Here is an 18,447-nt window from a genome sequence, read left to right as displayed (position 1 = left end):
AGGTTCCGGCGAAAAACCTCGTCCCATATCTTCGTCGGGTGCCAGCATGGTGGAACCCAAATCACAGTTGTAGTCAAAGCCTGCCAATCTGACACAAGCCTTCGACCTTCGGGAATTAACTCCATGGAGGCGGTCTGTGCAATGTGTGCGCAGCGCGGGTACACGAAACGGAGATCTGCATGGCACATATCGTCCTTGTTCCTGGGGCCTTTCATGGTCGGCGATGCTGGAGCAGATTGATCCCGCTGCTGGAGACGGCTGGCCATCGCGTCACCGCCCCGGAACTTCTTGGAATGGGCGGCGACGGGACACCACTATCGGAAATATCTCTGTCCATATGGGCAGATCAGATTGCCGCCGTCCTTGCTGATATCGACGAACCGGTTGTCCTGGTCGGGCATAGTCGCGGCGGCGCCCTGATAAGCGAGGTGGCCGAACGTGTGCCGCAACGGGTCCAGCTACTGATCTACCTGGCAGCGTTCATCCTGCCATCCGGCAAAAGCGTGTTTGATCTCGCGGCCACCGGCAGCAATGCCGCGGCTATCACGGCTGCTTTCCGTGAGGCCGGCGGCGGTATGTTGTCCGTCTCTGTCGACAGCGCAGACGCGCTCTTTTACAATGAGGTATCAGAAGATTGGCTCGTCATCGCCCATGAGTCTCTGGGACTTGAACCGCTAAGCGCGTTGGCAACGCCGATAAAGGTGACCTCGTCGCGTTTTGGAACAGTACCGCGCGCTTACATTGAATGCACACTCGACAGGGCGATTCCGATCGAGCTCCAACGTGCCATGCTCGTAAATATGCCGTGCCAGCAGGTTGTCACCCTTGCTTGCGACCATTCCCCGTTTCTTTCCGATCCGCACGCGCTCGTCGAAGCAATCCACTCGTTACAACCGTGATTGTTCGGCGGGAAATGGTGGCCGGCCTGGAGTTCACCGATGCAAGCGCCTCACCGTGATTCTGATGATCGCGCCTTCGCAACAACCTATCTCATCGAATTCAATCTCGACGGGGCGGTGCGTAAGAACCGTTTGTTTTTCATCGACAAGGTAGCTGTCGGGTCGACAGTCGGCCAGCTTTACAAGTACCTCCACGAGCGCGAGCCCGCGATCGATTTAAGATCCGTAAGGCTCGCCATGCGCGTCGCCATCAAATTTGGTCATTGCACGCTGACATGGTCGAGGGAAGACAAAACGTGGTTTCGCGTTCGACCAGACGGGACACCTTCGGGGCAAATGCCGTTGCGACTTCGCAGGCCTTCGCAATGAGGCCATCGCTTCCCGTCACGGCGCCCCTCCGCGTCTTGCAGAAATACGACGTTCACGCTCGCCACCAATCTTGCCGCGATCTTCATGATTTCTAGTGGTCTTTAGAGTTCTGAAATTGCCCAATCGGGCTTTCGGGTGCCTACGACGATGACGCCCAAGACTGCTCGCGATCCCGACCTGTGCATTTCTCGGCATCTTTAGTCGGCGCCAGTGCGCCGCAGGCAGCCGATTAGATCCGACCCAGCCCTTGTCGGCTCGTCAAAGCCTGACCCAGCAACAATATTGGTCTGGCCCAACGACCTGACTGTTGGACGTCGCGAGCCAGCCTGCGAGCCTGCGCTCCCACTTTTCAACGCCATCGCCGTCTGAGGCAAGACCCTCGATCTCGCGCACAGCCAAAAGAACCGATGCCACCCAACGATGCAGTTCTAACGTCTCTGGAGTTCCAACCGGTCTTTCGCAGAAGAGCTTCGGCTCGGGCAGCTCGGCTTGCCGAAAAAGGGACGCTTTGCCGCGGTATCGGGATGGGGCGTCCCGGCCGCAATGGCCTGCATGATTTCATCGCATACTGCCAGGTAGGCCAGGACATTTGGCAAAATATCAAATGTGGTGCGCATGTCGATTTCGTGAAACGCGAGGATACCGCCATCCTTTACATATGAGCTGACAGTCTTGAGAAAAGCAGACGGGTGCTCCTGATGCATCAAGACATATCGGCCAACCACGATATCGAATTCGCCTCGCGCCTTGAGTTCCCAACCGGGGCTACCTGGAATTCGACGTTCTTTACTTTAACCCCGCCTGGTGCGCCCGGGCACGCGCTAGGCCGACTGCCGCTGCGCTCTGGTCGACACCGATGACTGCGCCCGTCGGCCCGACGAGTTCGGCCGCCAGAAGGGAAACATCTCCGGCTCCGCATCCCAAATCGAGCACCACATCACTCTCTCGGATTCTGGCCCTATCAAGAAGACGCTTGGTTATCGGCTTCAAGACAGTAGACTGGGCCTTGAGACGATCCAATTCTAGTGGTGAATGGCCGAAGTAATATCCCATTTTAGTGAGCTCCTCTTTGCGATGAGGATCAGGTTAACCCACACCGGCTCCGACCCGATGAGCGTTTCGCTGCAATCATGCTACAGCTGTAGCTTCGGCAATGGCCGGCGGTCGCTTGCAGCCCTTGCATGCCGTTGCCAACCAGCAACGAAAGTCGTGTGCCAAACATACTGTGTTCCCAAGCGTGAGCAGATGAGGACATTTCTCAAAGCGGCCTGGGAAAACTTTCGCGCTCAAGTTTTAAATGGAGCGATAGGCCAGCGTTGGAACGAGAATTCTTGACATTCACCAGGGACGCGTTTAGCGGCCCCGGTGGGCGTGTGCGAATTATGGCTTGGGTCCTGGGTGAAGACTCCCAACAGTCTTTGACTTGGGAGAGCAGCGTGCAGGTTGATTACCTTTGAAATCGAATTGGGCTAGCTTGAAATCTTCCATCAGCGAGAAAATGTTAGATCGGCCGGTCTTTCGCCGAAATACGGAGCCGGACAGAGGTTGAACACGTCGTCAACGCACAAGCCCTTGCGCATTCTCCTCGCTCTCTCCGGCGCGCTGCTGTGCGCCCTGCTGGCATTGGTGCAGGTGCCGCTTGGTGCCTGCGAGGGGGATTACCCGTCCTTAACGGATCCCTACCGGATGATCATCATCGCTGCTTTTATCGCACTTTTCGCCTCCGCATGTGGTCTCGCATTCAAGGTTGGCGCGCAAGCCCGTACATTGTCCGGTCTGCTTCAAAGTCAGTGGTTGCTCGACAAGTTCAAAAAGGATTTCGCGGAGGACCTGACGCGCGGAGAGTTCCACACCCTAGCGCTCCGGGCGCTGACCGAATTTTCACTCCATTTCGGCGCTCACGAATTCAAACTCGAGATCATAGAGCCGCGCACCGGCGTCATCGTGGAAGAATTTGCCAGCGAACATTCGCCGCATGGGGTGACACCGAAAGTCAAATCGGAGTTTTTGAGGCGCATTGGATCGCCGGCCGAACAGGGATACAATGCCCCCTCGCATTTCGTCGACACCGGCAAAATGCGCGCTTTCGCAACTCACATACGCACCTCAACGACGGACGTCGCCGCCGGAGTAAAGACGCCTCTTGGACGGATCGCCATACTGCATCTTGCTTTCGACACGCCGCGCCGCGCCTTCTCTGAGGACGAGATTTCCTTGTTGTGTGCCTCTCTGTCAGGCCTCATCCAGACCGCGGTCGACCACTGCAAGCGAAAGAATCGGGAGGATCTCGAGAGGCGGCTAAGGCATGCAGAACGGGTGCAGGCCGTTGGCACACTGGCTGGCGGGATCGCACATGAATTCAACAACATCCTTTCAGCGATCCTTGGCTATGGAGAGATCGCCTCCCAGTTGTCCAGGGAAGGCGGCGAGGTTGGTCATTATCTGGAGGAGATCACGACAACGGCCAAGAGGGCGGAGTATATCGTCAACCAGATCCTGACCTTGAGCCGAGACCGGGAGCAAGAAAGACAACCGTTCAATCTTATCGAGGCGATCACAGATGCGCTTCCCCTCACTCGCGCGTCCTTGCCTGATCTGGACATCAACGCAAAGCTGGTGCCGGACGCCGCTTGCGTCATGGTCGGCCACCCGGTCGAGCTTCAACAGGTCGTGATGAACCTGTGCAAGAATGCTTCGGAGGCATCACATGGTTATGCCCGCGTCGATATCGAGATCAGTGTCGTGTCGATCGAGCAGGTCCAAGCCCTTAGCCTGGGCCTGCTGTCTCCCGGACGATATTTGCTTCTTCGCGTTGCGGACAACGGAAAGGGAATAGCTGCCGATATATTGCCGCGCATCTTCGAGCCTTTTTTCACCACGCGGGGTGCAGTGGGTGGCACTGGCCTTGGCTTGGCGGCGGTTCACGGACTGGTTACGGCCTCGGATGGTCGCATCCATGTGACAAGTCGACCCGAAAGCGGCACCTGCTTCGAGATCTATTTTCCCCAGTCTAGCCTGCCGCCTGTTCCTGTCAGCGAATTCTTCGACGCTCCCCGGGTGAAGAGGGGCGGCGGTCAACTCGTCGCATTGTTGGAGGCCAATCCTAACGAACGGCCGATGCTTGAGGAAAAGATCGCGGCTCTCGGATACGAGCCCATGGGATTTTCGGATATTCAGCGAATGCAGGACGGCTTGGCCGCAACGGCACCGGACGTTGTGATGATCGATGTGAGTTCCGTTCCGGCCGGTTATTCGTTGCGAGAACTCGAAGCGATGGCAGGTGATGCGCCGATCATCCTTATCGCGCAGCCGGGGCAAACGGCAGGCATCAGTCTGATGAGCGCTCCCGACCTGACCTGGCTGCGTAAACCGCTTACGGCAAAGGCGTTGGCCGATGCGATTGGCGAGCGGCTCCTTCGACCGGACTATCAGCGGGAGAGGTTCCTGATTTCGTGCCAAACAGCCTGCTAGCTACCAGAACGCCGCCGCGTCGGCGTACCGTCCGGTATTGATCGGTTGCAAAAAAGACCTTCGAACGCCTGACGACCGTGAAGTAAGATCGAGGTCGCCTGCCCCCTCGACAAATCGACATTGAGGAGATCGGAGACGGAATGCCAGGTCTTAGGCGTGCCGTCTTCGTGTCGACGGATACCTTTGGCGATAAAAGCTGCGGTCGCCTCTCGACCGTGGGTTTCGGCGGCACGACAAGGGTCACATATCTGAGCATGTCGGCGACAGCTGCGAAATCGCGGGCGTCCGCAGGGTAGACAAATTTCACGACCAGCTGCCGGATCGCCCGCTCGGCCTCGAGCCTCAGCAATGTGGGAGGTCGGACGGAAAGAGAGGATTGGACCATTTGACCAGCTGGCGGAGGAATTGGGGCCCGCGTTTGACTATCTCGATGCGGAGTTCGCCCGGAGACCGTTGAGCACCACGCTATCCAAAGCTTCTACCACAAGTTGGAGCAGTCAGAATTGATGCGGCCCTCACCGCGAGGAAGACATTTTGAACCTCCAGCCCAACATCCCCGGACACAGGTGCCGGCAATCCTTGTCGATCGGGGGGCCGATGCCTTTAGTTGCCCTGTCACAACGGTGACTCTTTCTTGGGTTTCCTTCGATCCCAAGGACGATCCGTTCCCGAGTTCAAGTATCCGGTTGAACATCAAATCTGCGAGGCCTATATCAAAATCCATGAGACCGCTTTTTCACCCAGCCATTGAAGACATTAAGCCGGAGGCGATTCTTTATGCGCTTTCCGATCCGGAGCGTGTGGAGATCTTTGCACAGATTGTTGGCGACGGCTCCAGCGGCACGTGCGTAGCGCTTTCCAATCTCGGCGGGCGCGTCATCCCCAAATCATCGCTGTCGCAACATATGAAGGTGCTGCGTGAAGCCGGCCTTATCCGCGGCGAACGTCAGGGCGTGGAGATGCGCAACCATTCGCGCTGCCAGGAAGTGGAGGAACGCTTCCCCGGCCTCGTCAGGGCCATCCTGAGTGCCTACGGACAGCTCCCTGACGCGGCGAAAGCAGGCTCAACAGCCTGACCGCTGCTCTCCGCCCCGCCCCGAGCCCGAGAGGGCGACAAAGCAAAGCCTCAAATTACGCAAACAGCGGTTGCGATACATCGGTTCTTGAGACGTGCTCTCCTCGATCTGAAACTTCAACGGATTATAGGTGTGCTCGAGTACAACGAACGTGCGATTGGCGACCATGCCAAAAGCGCTTCGTTGTGAAGGACGGCTCGCTCTAGATCGATACCCAGGGAATTCCTCGGTTCGTCGAGTTGGAATTTTGAGGCAGATCGAAGAATGCCTAGTTGGGTTCTATCGCCAGCCGCTCCGCATGAGATCAAATCCTCAGACCCAGTGTTTGGTCCAGCTGAGCGATCTTCTCGGAAATCCAGCGTCCAGCGAGAGGCGACACACTCGGACTTGCAGGTATGTCACAGTTTTTCCTATAGGATAGAAGGTACATTCTTGGAGCAAGAAAATGGACAACGGTCAAAGATGCCCGGTCGAAATCACTGTCGACGTGACCGGAGGCAAGTGGAAACCGATGATCATTTACCGTCTCCTCGACGGCCCGCGCCGATTCGGCGAGTTGCGCCGCCTGGTCGGCGACCCGAGCCAGCGCTCACTGACGATGCAACTTCGCGAACTCGAGGCAGACGGGATCGTCGCTCGCGCGGTCTTCGCAGAGGTCCCCCCTCGGGTCGAGTATTCCCTCACTCCATTCGGACACACGCTCGCGCCCGTCCTCATCGCTATGCGAGACTGGGGAGCGTCCTTCCAGAAACGTCGCCAGTCAAAAACGAGTGAGCAGACCACCTAGTAATCAGGACGAAGCGCCTGTAGCGAAACGCCCCACGAAAAAGTCAGTCAATACCCTGACCTTTCGAGACACGTGCGATCCCGGCGGCCGGACGATGTAAACGCCGATTTCTGGCAGACTGAAGTCTGACATGATCGGCACGAGCGTCCCTTGGGTGACGTAGCTTTCCGCGATCACGACGGGGAGTGCCGCGATACCCAGGCCAGCGGCAGTCCCTTCAGCGATACCCACGGCGCTGTCAGCCTTGAACCGTCCCTGAGCGTTGACGACGACCGTCCTGCCGCCATCGGACACCTTCCAGCTTTCGGTTCCCTGAAGGATAGCCTGATGTTCAAGAAGGTCTGACGGTTTCTGTGGGACGCCGTGGACACTCAGGTATCCGGGATTTGCGAACAGTCCGGCCGCAAAGGCGCCGATCTTACGCGCCGTGAGATTCGAATCCTGGAGGTAGCCGACGCGGATAGCGCAGTCGAAGCCCTCTGCAACGAGGTCGACGTATCTGTCGCTGTAATGCGCATGGAGCTGCAGGAGCGGATATTGACGGGCGAGCTCGGCCAGCGCCGGAGCGAAGTGTCCAGGACCGAATGACGAGGGAACGGCGACACGCAGCCGTCCCCGCAGCTCTCCGGTCGGCAGCATTTCTTCGCGCGCCACGTCCATCTCCAGGCACATGCGCGCGGCGTGCTCGCGGAAGGAGGCGCCTGCCTCAGTCAACGAGGCACCTCGCGTGGTGCGGGCCAGAAGCTGGACGCCGAGCTCGCTTTCCAGGCGCACGAGACGGCGGCTCACGATAGACTTTGGCAGTCCGAGACGCCGGGCGGCCACCGTGATCCCGCCGCCGTCCGCCACCTCTACGAAGGTCTGCATGTCCTCGAAGCTGATCATCTTGCGTTCCATTTTTCGTTCTACAGAGTGGCTAACCATAGAGCTACCGCGCCATCAATCGCAACACTAAATTCCAATCGTCGAGCGGATCAAAACGAACCTCACCAACCGCCGCCGACAAGGAAAAGGAACACGACAATGCATAAGGACGTATTCTCTCCCGAAAATTCCGCCATGCTGCTGATCGACCATCAGATCGGCACGATGGCCTGGACGCACTCGCACGACATCAATCTGGTCAAGCAGAACGCGCTGAAGCTCGCCCGCATCGCGAACGCCGCCAACATCCCGACGATCCTGACGTCCAGCATGGAAGACCAGATCCAGGGACCGCTGCTGCCGGAACTCGAAGCGATCCTGCCCGAAGCCTTCGAAGCACGCGTCAAGCGTCCCGGCATCGTCAATGCAATGCATCACGACGGCTTCAACAAGGCCGTCAAGGCGACCGGCCGCAAGAAGCTGTTCGTCGCCGGCGTGACGACCGAGATCTGCGTCACCTTCCCGGTTCTTCAGATGCTGGACGAGGGCTACGAAGTCCAGGTCTCAGCGGACGCCTCGGCCTCCTACACCAAGTACGGCGATGAAATCGCCCTGCGCCGCATGGAAAAGGCTGGCGCGATCATCACCACCGTCGACCAGATCATCTCGGAACTCGCCGTCGACTGGACGAGCCCGCTCGGCCAGAAACTTGTCGGCATCCTTAACTACCATTGAATGTGAACACGCAGTGTTTGGCGCGGGTAAAACAGCCCGCGCCTGGATTGAAGGAAGACATAATGACCATCAACAAGATTCCCGCAGGCCGGATGCGCGGTGACTTCAGGCACGGCTTCGGCGTCGAAATCCTGTATCCCGGGCTGACGGTGACTTCAGACGACAGCGGGATCGGCCCGATCGGAAGGATCGACCGAGCCCAGGTCCAGCCGGGCCATCTCATCGGCATGCACCCGCACAAGGACGACGAGATCCTGACCTATATCCGCGGCGGCGAGATGCTCCATCGCGACACCGTTGGGAACGCAAAGAGGCTCGACAAGACGCACTTCATGATGATGAACGCCGGGCACACCTTTCAACATGAAGAGCTGATGCTCGGGCAGGCGCCCGTTCGGGCATTGCAAATATTCCTTCGACCGAACGCTCCCAATCTTGAGCCAATGGTCCAGTTTCATGAATTTGCAGATGAAGAAAGCGCTGACAACTGGCGACTGATTGCTGGACCTCGAACGGCACCTCTGATGGTACGGTCTGCTATCTGGGTTTACGATACGCGGCTCACCGAGGGAACTCAGCTGCGATTGCCAGTCGCAGCGGATTCTCAAAATGGGTTCCTGCTTTATGTTTTCACCGGCAAAATCGGTCTGGGCGACGAGACGATTTCGGAGGGTGAGAGCGTGTTCACGACATCGCGGGATCAGCGACCACGCGCTTTGATGACTTCCGATCTAATCCTATTCTCATTCGACCCGAAGGCGGAGGTCTATCGGGGTGGCATGTTCAGCGGCAACCAAAAACCGTCCGCTGAACACCGCCACGCCTAATCAGCCGGCGGGTACCTCACGGTCGGCGTGTAGTCGCCGGCCGCCCCTCCGAAGACCGAGTGGCTCAGGTGGCCAGAAAACCAAAGTCCGCCTGCCTTCGGCGAACGCCACTCGAGGTCATCGACCAAAGCCGAGACAATTGCCTTAGCGTCAGGTTTCTCAGGCGTTGCGTGCGGGCGGAGTTTCGCAGAGACGTCGCTAAACCCGCCGGTTTTGCTCGTCGGTCAGTGAATTTAGCGCCATAGGACGTACGCGGCAGTCTGTTCTCATCATGGAGCTTGCTGCGCTCCAGCTGCGTCCACGACAACTGAGTGAGGTTGGCCGACACCCCGCAAGTTCGCTGAGGATCTCGTCTTCCCATGACGTCGTCCCGGGTTCCTGGTCAAGCTGAAGTTCGAACGGTGTCGAGTGCCGCCGCCATGGTGGGACGTCATGAGCCTCCTCAATTGAGGCCTTCCCGTGTCCCGTCGTTCCGCCGGAGGGGCTCAGTCCACTGCCGTTCGCTGACGCCTGAACTGTAAACAGGCCAAGGCCAATCGGGCATGCACATCCGTCTTGCATCTGAAACACGAAAGGGCGTGACGAAATAACAGGGTAACAGGAATGGGAGAGATAAGGATACTTTGTTAAACGGAGACGTCATTATGAGAGCCGATGGACGCGAACCATGCCTCCTGAATAACAAAAGGACCTTACCGCCTTTTCATCATCGCAACTGCGGTCGGACCTAAATTTCGTTTCTTCCGATTATAAAGCTGCCCGATCAGCAGGCCTGCTCGTGCAAACCTTATTTGGGTCGTCTTTCAACGACCCGACCCACCGGTCCAATAATTAGAAACGGTTGCTGGATGCGATACACTCACAATCATCGGTCCGCCTTAGCCTATCTTGGTTTGGCCGCCGTTGGATTTGGTTTCGCTTGGCTTTTGGTAAGCCCGCCCGAACTTCTTAAGGTAGGGAATGCTTATGCCGCCAAGATCGTTTGCTCCAACGTCTTCATTGCCGGACGCGATCCTGATGCGGTGCTCTATGAAGATGTCCAGGCTCCAGGAAATCCGCTTTTGCGGCTGATACGTGTCGAAGTCGATCGCGACCACAAGCGGGTGACTTCGCGGTTCCTGGGTCTATCTGCGCCAAGCTATGCGCTCTATCGTGGTTCATTCGGCTGCACGAGCGTACCGGATGGCGATTTCGAAGCCGCGTCAAAGGCTGTGCCGTTTGCGCCGGCGTCGCCAACGAACGAAAACAAAGCAGTTTGGCCAAAGGGTGATGGTGTCGATCCCGCCGACGGTCGCGCCGATATCGTCAGGCTGCTCTCTGATGCCAGGCTCGCGGGGTCGGCGATGCGGGCGATAATCGTGGTGCAGGACGGCCGTATTATTGCCGAACGTTACGGCCCTGGCTTTTCATCTGACACGCCGCTGATCGGGTGGTCGATGACGAAGACGGTCAACGCGGCGCTGATCGGCCGGCTGATGCTGTCAGGCAAGATCTCCTTCGACGATACACATCTTCTCCCGCAATGGGATAACGACAACCGCCGAGGCATTATGCTGTCTGATTTGCTCGCCATGGAAGGTGGGCTCGCCTTTAATGAGGAATATGGTGCCGTCTCCGATGTGACGCGTATGTTGTATCTCGAGCCCGACATGGTTTTGCTGCCTGCCGACGCCCCCCTGGCGGCGACCCCGGGCACCAAGTTCCACTATTCGAGCGGCACCGCAATGCTTTTATCACGCATCTGGATGGTCAAGACGGGTAATCGGCGCGCTGCTCTCAACTTTCCCCGCGAGGCGCTTTTCGGCCCCCTCGGCATGACCAGCGCGGTTTTTGAAGCCGATGAGCGCGGCACTTTCGTGGGGGCAGCTTACCTTTATGCCACAGCGCGTGACTGGGCGAGATTCGGCCAGTTCTTGCTGCAGGATGGCACCTGGAACGGGCACAGACTTTTGCCAGAAGGTTTCGTCGCCAAGATGCGAACGCCTACCACGAGCTCTGATGGCAAGTACACAGAGGGCCAAGCTTGGCTTGCGGGGCCGGGAGATCAGACGAGTGCGGAGTTTGGGCTTCCTGAGGACACGTTTTGGCTGGAGGGCCATGACGGGCAAACAGTGGCGATCGTGCCATCGGCCCATCTTGTCTTCGTGCGTATGGGACTGACACCGAACGACATCGGTTATCGGCCACAGAACATGCTGAAAGAGATCCTGGGCAGTTTGGGCGGGACCCTGGGGCGCGCCTCGTCACAATGACGCGGCATACTCAGTGTGGGTTCTGTCATTAATGGGCCACCTCAGGTAAGCGTCACGGGTCACCTCCCACTTGAAAAACTTTTGCAATGCGGCTGATGTTGACACAGGGTTTGTCGTCTTCCTCGCCACCAGGATCCGCGTTAGCGAGCTTTCGGGCACAAAGTGTGGATAAGGTCGCTGGCAGCGGATCTCTGCAAGCACCCCGCTTCATCACGGGCTTCGGCGGGGCTATGTGAGAGGACTCAGTCAATTGCGTCCGCCAAGAGCCCAAAACCTCTTTCAACTTCGGAACAATGAAGATAGCTCCCCCCCAAACCATCGGAGGATCAGCAAGAGAGGTTCGTGCGCTGTCAGGAAACGCTCGTCGCACTCATTTCGCTCGCCGATAACCCTGCTTTGATGCTGAACGCGAATGCCCGGGCAGAAGAGCTATTGGCGACAATCAAACGCCGCATTTGAAACGACAAAGGAGAAGATTCGACGTGAGCGACCCCAAGAGCTGGGCAAAATTATGGGATAACCACACAACAAACACGCGGGAAGTCCAAGGCCATCCGCATGGTCATCGCCTCCCTTTGCTTCGCCGGCGATGAATCTTCAATGCTGAAGAAAGACATCCGTTAAGACGCCGAACGCGGCGCAGAGCGTGCTGCTCGATCAAAGAAATGAAGCGCATCGGAGCTTTCAGCATCGCGGCGCGGGGCCACGCGCGAAAGCGGGAACTCGTGTCAAACCGAGGTGTGAGCAAGGGCAACCGCAGGACTCTAGCGTGAGCGTTCCGGAGGACAAACGGACCGACTGGCCCACCACCTCCTAGCCGACGTCGTCATTCGCCGCCTTCACTTCTCCTGCCGCGCGAGCGACCGTACGATATCGATAATGTCGTTGAGCGCAGCGGTCGGTTCTTCCCGATCCCATGCGGTACCGAGCCCGATCTTAAAGTCGATGCCCTCAGCTCCGTCAGCTCGAAACCGCGGTTCGACAAGTCCTGGGTCGATTCCGGCACGAAACCGTCGCTGACAATCGCCGGCCGCTCTGTGTCACTCGCCTGACATGCGCGAACGACTTAGCGTCGGTCCTGTGTTGTTTCGATGTGGAAAAGAGAAGGGTACCGTCTCGATATCATAGGGTTTTGCGAGCGCCTAGGAGGTTCACGTCCCAGCGCTGTTTGCTCTGCACGATCTCGTGGTGAGAAAACCATCCGCACTTCGGTCGCGTAAAAGCGCAGGCAGGCCTCACGATGGCACCGCCGCATTCGTGAACAGATCATTCCAAAGAATATATGCCAAGATCGCGGTCGTTTCGGGTGCCGTCCCATCGAGTCCAGCGATAGGCAAGAGGTTTATCATCTGCCGAGGACAAGCTTGTCTGGGCCAGCAGCATTGCCATGTAAGGCGCGATGACGTCTGATTCAAAGATTTTTGTCGGCCTACGACCGACGCGAAACAGGCCACCTGAACATCGCGATACTAGCGGCCCGAGATGCCAATGGGATGGATGCGACAAGCAAGGCACGCATCGCGCGCCCGTCGGAGCGGATGCCGAAGGTCTTTACCTTCTCTTTTGTCGAAGCCACGCAAAACAGAACGGCGAAGGCTACAACTACGTGACGAAGCTCTCGAACCCTGTCACGGCCCGCTATCAGAGGGAAGCGGCGAGCGGCAGCCGACCGACCTGGGGCGTGAGGGTCAATCATGCTTCTGCAACACCCCTGCTCTCCTCGGTTCGCTCCGGGACCGCGAAGGCGATCAATGAAAGAAAGAACGCTGCGCAGAGCCAGATGGCTCGTGTGGCCCTTCAATCCCGGAAACTCAAGGTGCTGGAAGCAAATGCGTTCGAAACCCTTGGGCTTTCACCGGACGCGACGCCGGACGAGATCAGAAGCCGTTACAAGCATAAGCTCAAGATGCACCATCCCGACGCAAACGGTGGAGACCGCGCGTCAGAGGATGCTCTTCGGGCGGCGATCGATGCGCATAAGATCCTGAAGCTTGACGGTTTCTGTTAGGAGCTGGGCGCGCGCTGGCGTCTTTCGGAACAGAACCTGCGACCGACGCGTCCGGCAAAAACCAATGCTTCGAATTGGCCAAATCGCAACAACGTTTGGAACCTGAAACAATGGCATTTTGCCTTCATTGCTGCAACTTTTGCTGGGAACAAGGCTAGGCCGATGGCCGAAGGCGGTAGTTACACTCGAACCTCCGGCGGAACGCCCGAGGGCGGTGGCATTATGAGCGAAGTTTGAATTCGGCATTCGATAAAAGCCGGCCCAGGTGATATCGCCGGTTCTTTGTGGCGTCGAGCGGTTGCGGGGCCCAGGCGAGCTGACGCGAATTCCGCAAATGGCCGTCAACAGTCAAATTCCTTTAAAACGGGGAGCGCACCCGCGGCTCCGGCTTCGTGGTCTTCGCTGATGACAAGGGCCGACAGTTCTACCGTGCATCACATAGTGGTCGATCGCACCACGTGCGACCCCGATGTCAGCGAGAGCTTTGTCACTAAGCCCTGCAAGCCGCTGTGCTTCTTGTCTCAGACGCAAGTCCCGGGCAAGCGCCTGCGGCCAAGCCAAAAGGCGCCAGCACCGTGTCAGCAAAATGAGTCCCCTCATGAGCGTGACGGTGGAAAAGGACGAAAGATTTCGGTAAATCATGGAGGCGATCCAACTGGCTGTTTCTCGTGCGAGAAGAATTGAGGTCTGCCGATTACCGATTGATTTCACCCTCAAGCCACAGTGTTACCGCTGCCACTTTAAGAGTGTGACGTAACTAGGTCGCAACGAGATCTGCCTGACCGCCGCCACGCGTGACGATCATAACTCTGCTGAGGCAGCACGTTACGCGATAATTGCCTTCGGCTCCAGAAACGCCTCAAGACCGAACACGCCGTACTCGCGACCTATTCCAGACTGCTTGAACCCGCCAAACGGCGCAAGCGGCTCATGGGGAGCGCCGTTGATGACAACGCGACCGCAATCCAATCGATCCGCAAGCGCCTGCATGCGTGCGGCGTCGGTGCCATGAAGATAGGCCTGTAGTCCGTACGGGGTATCGTTCGCGATGGAAACGGCCTCCTCTTCATCGCGGTAGGCGATGACCGACAGGACCGGACCGAATATTTCTTCGCGCGCGATGCGCATCTGGTTGTTGACGTCAGTGAATATGGTCGGCTTCGTAAACCACCCGCGATCCAATCCTGACGGGCGTCCGAGACCGCCCGTCAAGAGGCCGGCCCCTTCTCGCGTCCCCAGTTCGATGTAGGACTGCACGCGATCGTACTGCTTCTGACTGACCATCGGCCCAATCATCGCGTCAGGATCGTCGGGAGCACCCACCTTGAACGTCTCGATCTCCTGCTTCAGCCTGGCGAGTACGTCATCGAGCAGATGGTTCGGAACCAGAATGCGGGTGCCGGCAATGCAGGCCTGGCCGCTGTTGATGAAGCCCATCCTCAAGACTGAGGGGATGGCCACGTCCAGATCGGCGTCGTCGAGAATAATGTTCGGACCCTTGCCGCCAAGCTCCAGCGTGACGCGCTTGAAGGTGTCGGCCGCGCTGTGCAGGATTTCTTTACCGACCGCGGTGGAACCCGTGAAGGTCACTTTCGCGATATCCGGATGCCGGCTAAGTTCCGCACCGACGACATTGCCGAGCCCGTTGACGATGTTGAACACACCATTCGGCAAACCGGCGTCATGAAGGCACTCGGTCAGGATCTGCGTCTGTGTCGCACTCATCTCGCTCGGCTTCATGACGATCGTCGAACCGGCGGCGATGGCGGTTGCAAGCTTAGAGGTGATGAAGCCGATGTTGCTGTTCCAGGGGGTGATGGCGGCCGCCACGCCGATCGGCTGCATGACCACTCGCGCACGGCCGATCCTGCGTTCGAACTCGTAGTCCTCGAGAACGTTCGCCATTGTCAGGAAGCTCGAAGCCGCGTGCGGAATTGAGAACCGCGTGAATGTCTGCGGAGCGCCGTATTCGAGCGCCATCGCGTCGGTGAGGTCGGAAACTCGCGCGGCAACGGCGGCGTTCAACCGCTTCAGAATGTCGACGCGTTCGGCCTTCGAGGTGCGTGAGAACGCGGGAAAGGCGCGTTTCGCAGCGGCGACAGCTTCCCGCGCGTCTTCGATGCCGCCGAGTCGGACCGTGCCTATCTTCTTCTCCGTGGCCGGATTGTGGAGATCAGCCGTCTCTGTCGCCTGCGGCGTGACGAATTGGCCGTCGATGTAAATCTTGTCGATGTCGCGCATTTCAAACTCCTTTCGGTGGCCAGGCATATCTGGCATTTCCAGATTGTCCTGATAAGCTGGTCAAAAACGCTCAGCCTGATTGGAGATTACGAACAATGATGCGTGGCTCGCTTGCCGAACTCGAGGCGGTCCTCGCCATCTCTTCCCGGGGCGGATTCCGAGCCGCGGCTCGCGAACTGGGCATCTCGCCGTCGTCCCTCAGCCAACAGATCGCCGCGCTGGAGACGCGCATGGGGGTCAGACTGTTCAACCGCTCGACGCGGAGCGTGGTGCTTTCAGCGGCCGGCGAGCAATTTGTGGCGAGCGTCGGTCCGGCGCTGGAGGCGATCCGTAGCGCCGTCGAGCATGTCGACGAGCACCGGGCGGAGGCCACGGGGACCATGCGGATCAACGCGTCGGTGGGGGCGACGCGGATGATCCTGACGCCGCTGATCCTTGAATACATGCGCAGGAACCCGCAGATGTCAGTGGAGATCGTCACGGAGGGCGCATTGGTTGATGTCAACGCCAAGGGCTTCGACGCCGGGATCAGGATTAGGGAGGCCGTTCCTCCTGACATGGTGGTCGTCCCGATCGGCGACAGCGTCTGCCCAGCGATCGTCGGTTCGCCCGAATACTTCCGACGACATGGAAGGCCGCAGGTACCGGCAGATCTCTCGAACCACGTGTGCATTCGCGCCCGTATGGCGAGCGGCGAGGTCTACCGCTGGGAGTTCGAACGGCGAGGAGAGGGCTTCGCGCTCGACGTTCCGGGCAAGCTCATGCTCGACGACAGTGACTTGATGCTCCGCGCTGCCCGCGATGGAGCCGGACTCGCCTATCTGAACAAGTGGCAGGTGGCAGACGACGTCGCCGCCGGAAAGCTGGGGCAGGTTCTGTCGGATTGGACACCGCCGTATCCGGGGCTGTGTCTCTACTATCCCGGCAGACGCAATATACCGGCGAAGCTGCGCCGGTTTGTCGACTTGATCAGGGAGCTGCGGCAAAGCAGCGATTTGTAGCGACGGTAGTCGATTTAGAGATTTAGCCGACGAGGCTCATACGAAGTTCGTTTCTGGCGAGCCAGTTTCACGGGTTTTATCGCTTTCCATACCGCGAGGGGGATTTTGATATGGGCGGGATCAAGCTCCCGTGAGATGATGGGCTCCACCGGCCACGTCGGTGCGGTTGACACCTACCTCTGCTTTTGCAGTAGCGCCATCGCTCTACCGTTCAGTAAAGCGCAGCTTGCACTGCGCGCGCCACGAGTTCTGCAATCGGATGAGAACCTTTTCGATAGCCTTCCTGCCCTCCTGCAACTCGTGCGCTTCGGCCACTGCTTCAGGGGCATACGCCCCGGATGGGGCGCAGGCCGAAACTGCTCGGCTGCCTGCCGTATCGCTGCTTCCGGCATGGTGAAGAGGTAGTCGAAACGGATCGAGAAGCCGCCCAGCACCGATCATCGCCGCGCACGTCATGCGCGACTTCGGGCGAAAGAACGATTTGAACTCGTCGCATTTGGAGCAAAGTCGCGAACGCTGGAGGGGGAAATCATTGTTAAGGGGATTCTTCGCCCAGACGACGCGGTAAGGGCCGCCGTAGCCCGTCGGTCGGAGCTTGAATCCCTCGCCCCTACCGCCTCCTTCAAAATCGAATCCACCGGCGGCAAGCGGTTTGTCTATGACGTGGCATCTCCTGAAAAAAGGGCGCTCAACCCAATGGGGAGCGCCGAACCATCTCAGCGATGCTTGTGGCGGGGGCCAAGGAGTGGTTGGAAAGAATGTCAGCCGAGTCGGTGCGGTTTGACAAGCAGCCGGTGAACGGATGTGGAACGCATCGTTCCGCCCGATAACTGTCACCCACATGTTACCCACAGCCTGTTCACAGCGTAACCCCATGTAACCACGTCTTTTTCTCCCCTCACATGAAACCTTCAGATGCTGCGTGGCGGCAAACGCTAGCGGAGGTTCCTCGTACTAATTCCGAGATGGTCCGCTGATGTGTATGTGCGGGTTGCCTTGAGCGCCAGGCGGCGGATCGCTCGGAGTTGGCAAGCGACCGGCGGACCCCAATGGTCGCTTCCTGAAAATCGAGTGGCATCACCCGCTAAGCTAGTCAGTGCCTCGACTATGTGAACGAGGCCGGACGGCGCACCGGTGCGGCGGGATGTCGAGCGGTTATGAATTCGTTTTGATCTGGACCGGGAATTCGAAGTGGCGAACGGCACAGTCAAATTTTCGATCAGGAGAAGGGCCTCGGCTTCCTGAATTGCGATGGCAGGTTGAAGTGGAAAGAGGACTTCTTTGACGGGCTTGAGAATGCTCCAGCTGCGCTCATATGCCTTCACGAGGGGACCCAATTTGGCTTGCGGTCGTCAGGGTGTCGAGCGAGCGTTAGAAGGTCTGAAATGTCAATCGGGCTAATCTCGCACCCGATCGTATTCTTCTTGCGCCCGCTCAAGCTCGGGACCGTACGCAATCGACCAGCCATAGAGCGCCTCGAACGGTTGCTGAAGGGAACGGCCGAGGGTCGTGATGGTATATTCGACGCCGACCGGCGTCGTCGTGAGCACCTCACGGCGAATGAGTCCATTGCGCTCCAGGCGCTTCAATGCTTCAGAAAGCGCTTTGTGCGTGATCCCGTCAAGGCGCCGCATGATCTCGTTGAACCTTGATGGCCTGGTACACAGGACGGTCAGGATCAGAACCGACCACTTGTTAGCGATCTGCTCAAGCACCGGCCGTGCCTTCTCGACGTCCAGGATCCCTTCGGTGGAGACCGCTCTAGGCCTAGATGACGATTTTGGTTTGGTAGACAGATCTTCATCAGGTGCTGACATGGGTTTCCTCTTCGATATCTTCTCTACCCATAGTGTAATAGACGTAGTTATAGAGGGTATATCAGATCTTCACCGGTGTTGATGGAGTTAACATGAGCAA

General features: G+C 58.2%; 15 protein-coding genes. 10 read left to right on the top strand and 5 right to left on the bottom strand.

Annotation, left to right across the window (positions count from 1 at the left end):
* Positions 1-179: 179 nt before the first annotated feature.
* Together KQ933_RS31490 and KQ933_RS31485 are read left to right on the top strand one after the other, a co-directional pair.
* Entirely contained in the window at positions 180-899 is a 720-nt protein-coding gene (locus KQ933_RS31490; protein WP_216761169.1) for an alpha/beta fold hydrolase, read from the top strand.
* Positions 900-938: 39 nt separating this feature from the next.
* Positions 939-1,268 (top strand): hypothetical protein, encoded by a 330-nt coding sequence (locus KQ933_RS31485; RefSeq protein WP_216761168.1) that lies wholly within the window; start codon positions 939-941, stop codon positions 1,266-1,268.
* 428 nt (positions 1,269-1,696) lie between these two features.
* On the opposite strand, the gene KQ933_RS31480 is transcribed toward KQ933_RS31485, so the two are convergent.
* Positions 1,697-1,972 carry a hypothetical protein gene (locus KQ933_RS31480; protein WP_216761167.1) on the bottom strand — a complete coding sequence of 92 codons (276 nt, stop codon included), beginning with the start codon at positions 1,970-1,972 and terminating at the stop codon, positions 1,697-1,699.
* A gap of 82 nt (positions 1,973-2,054) precedes the next feature.
* Positions 2,055-2,321, bottom strand: a complete 267-nt coding sequence (locus KQ933_RS33880) for a methyltransferase domain-containing protein (protein ID WP_216761166.1) — start codon at positions 2,319-2,321, stop codon at positions 2,055-2,057.
* Between the two features lie 519 nt (positions 2,322-2,840).
* On the opposite strand from KQ933_RS33880, the gene KQ933_RS31470 reads away from it, so the two are divergent.
* The 3 genes from KQ933_RS31470 to KQ933_RS31460 all read left to right on the top strand — a co-directional run bounded on the left by KQ933_RS31470 (position 2,841) and on the right by KQ933_RS31460 (position 6,602).
* Positions 2,841-4,739: an ATP-binding protein gene (locus KQ933_RS31470; protein WP_216761165.1), complete on the top strand. Its 1,899-nt coding sequence runs from the start codon at positions 2,841-2,843 to the stop codon at positions 4,737-4,739.
* A gap of 722 nt (positions 4,740-5,461) precedes the next feature.
* Entirely contained in the window at positions 5,462-5,815 is a 354-nt protein-coding gene (locus KQ933_RS31465; protein WP_216761164.1) for a helix-turn-helix transcriptional regulator, read from the top strand.
* Between the two features lie 445 nt (positions 5,816-6,260).
* Complete coding sequence (locus tag KQ933_RS31460; RefSeq protein WP_216761163.1) at positions 6,261-6,602, top strand: helix-turn-helix domain-containing protein; 342 nt, start codon at positions 6,261-6,263, stop codon at positions 6,600-6,602.
* A 3-nt stretch (positions 6,603-6,605) separates the two neighbouring features.
* On the opposite strand, the gene KQ933_RS31455 is transcribed toward KQ933_RS31460, so the two are convergent.
* Complete coding sequence (locus KQ933_RS31455; RefSeq protein ID WP_216761307.1) at positions 6,606-7,487, bottom strand: LysR family transcriptional regulator; 882 nt, start codon at positions 7,485-7,487, stop codon at positions 6,606-6,608.
* Between the two features lie 138 nt (positions 7,488-7,625).
* Between KQ933_RS31455 and KQ933_RS31450 the strand changes: the two genes are divergently transcribed.
* From KQ933_RS31450 to KQ933_RS31435, 4 genes are all read left to right on the top strand, one after another.
* Entirely contained in the window at positions 7,626-8,201 is a 576-nt protein-coding gene (locus KQ933_RS31450; protein ID WP_216761162.1) for an isochorismatase family protein, read from the top strand.
* A 62-nt stretch (positions 8,202-8,263) separates the two neighbouring features.
* Entirely contained in the window at positions 8,264-9,028 is a 765-nt protein-coding gene (locus KQ933_RS31445; protein ID WP_216761161.1) for a pirin family protein, read from the top strand.
* 848 nt (positions 9,029-9,876) lie between these two features.
* Positions 9,877-11,280, top strand: coding sequence for a serine hydrolase (locus KQ933_RS31440; protein WP_216761160.1), 1,404 nt, complete (start codon positions 9,877-9,879; stop codon positions 11,278-11,280).
* Between the two features lie 1,399 nt (positions 11,281-12,679).
* Positions 12,680-13,288, top strand: a complete 609-nt coding sequence (locus KQ933_RS31435) for a J domain-containing protein (RefSeq protein WP_216761159.1) — start codon at positions 12,680-12,682, stop codon at positions 13,286-13,288.
* An 825-nt stretch (positions 13,289-14,113) separates the two neighbouring features.
* Here KQ933_RS31435 and KQ933_RS31430 read toward each other — a convergent pair.
* Entirely contained in the window at positions 14,114-15,529 is a 1,416-nt protein-coding gene (locus KQ933_RS31430) for an aldehyde dehydrogenase family protein (RefSeq protein ID WP_216761158.1), read from the bottom strand.
* Positions 15,530-15,624: 95 nt separating this feature from the next.
* Between KQ933_RS31430 and KQ933_RS31425 the strand changes: the two genes are divergently transcribed.
* The gene (locus KQ933_RS31425) at positions 15,625-16,530 is read left to right on the top strand and encodes a LysR family transcriptional regulator (RefSeq protein ID WP_216761157.1); all 906 of its coding nucleotides are present in this window, start codon (positions 15,625-15,627) and stop codon (positions 16,528-16,530) included.
* Positions 16,531-17,927: 1,397 nt separating this feature from the next.
* Here the strand turns inward: KQ933_RS31425 and KQ933_RS31420 are convergent.
* Positions 17,928-18,347 carry a helix-turn-helix domain-containing protein gene (locus KQ933_RS31420; protein ID WP_216761156.1) on the bottom strand — a complete coding sequence of 140 codons (420 nt, stop codon included), beginning with the start codon at positions 18,345-18,347 and terminating at the stop codon, positions 17,928-17,930.
* Positions 18,348-18,447 lie beyond the last annotated feature (100 nt).

It is taken from the genome of Rhizobium sp. WYJ-E13, from assembly GCF_018987265.1.
Taxonomy (GTDB): Bacteria; Pseudomonadota; Alphaproteobacteria; order Rhizobiales; family Rhizobiaceae; genus Rhizobium.
The sequence above is the reverse complement of the archived record's forward strand: the minus strand, read 5'-3'. Positions and strand labels throughout refer to the sequence as shown.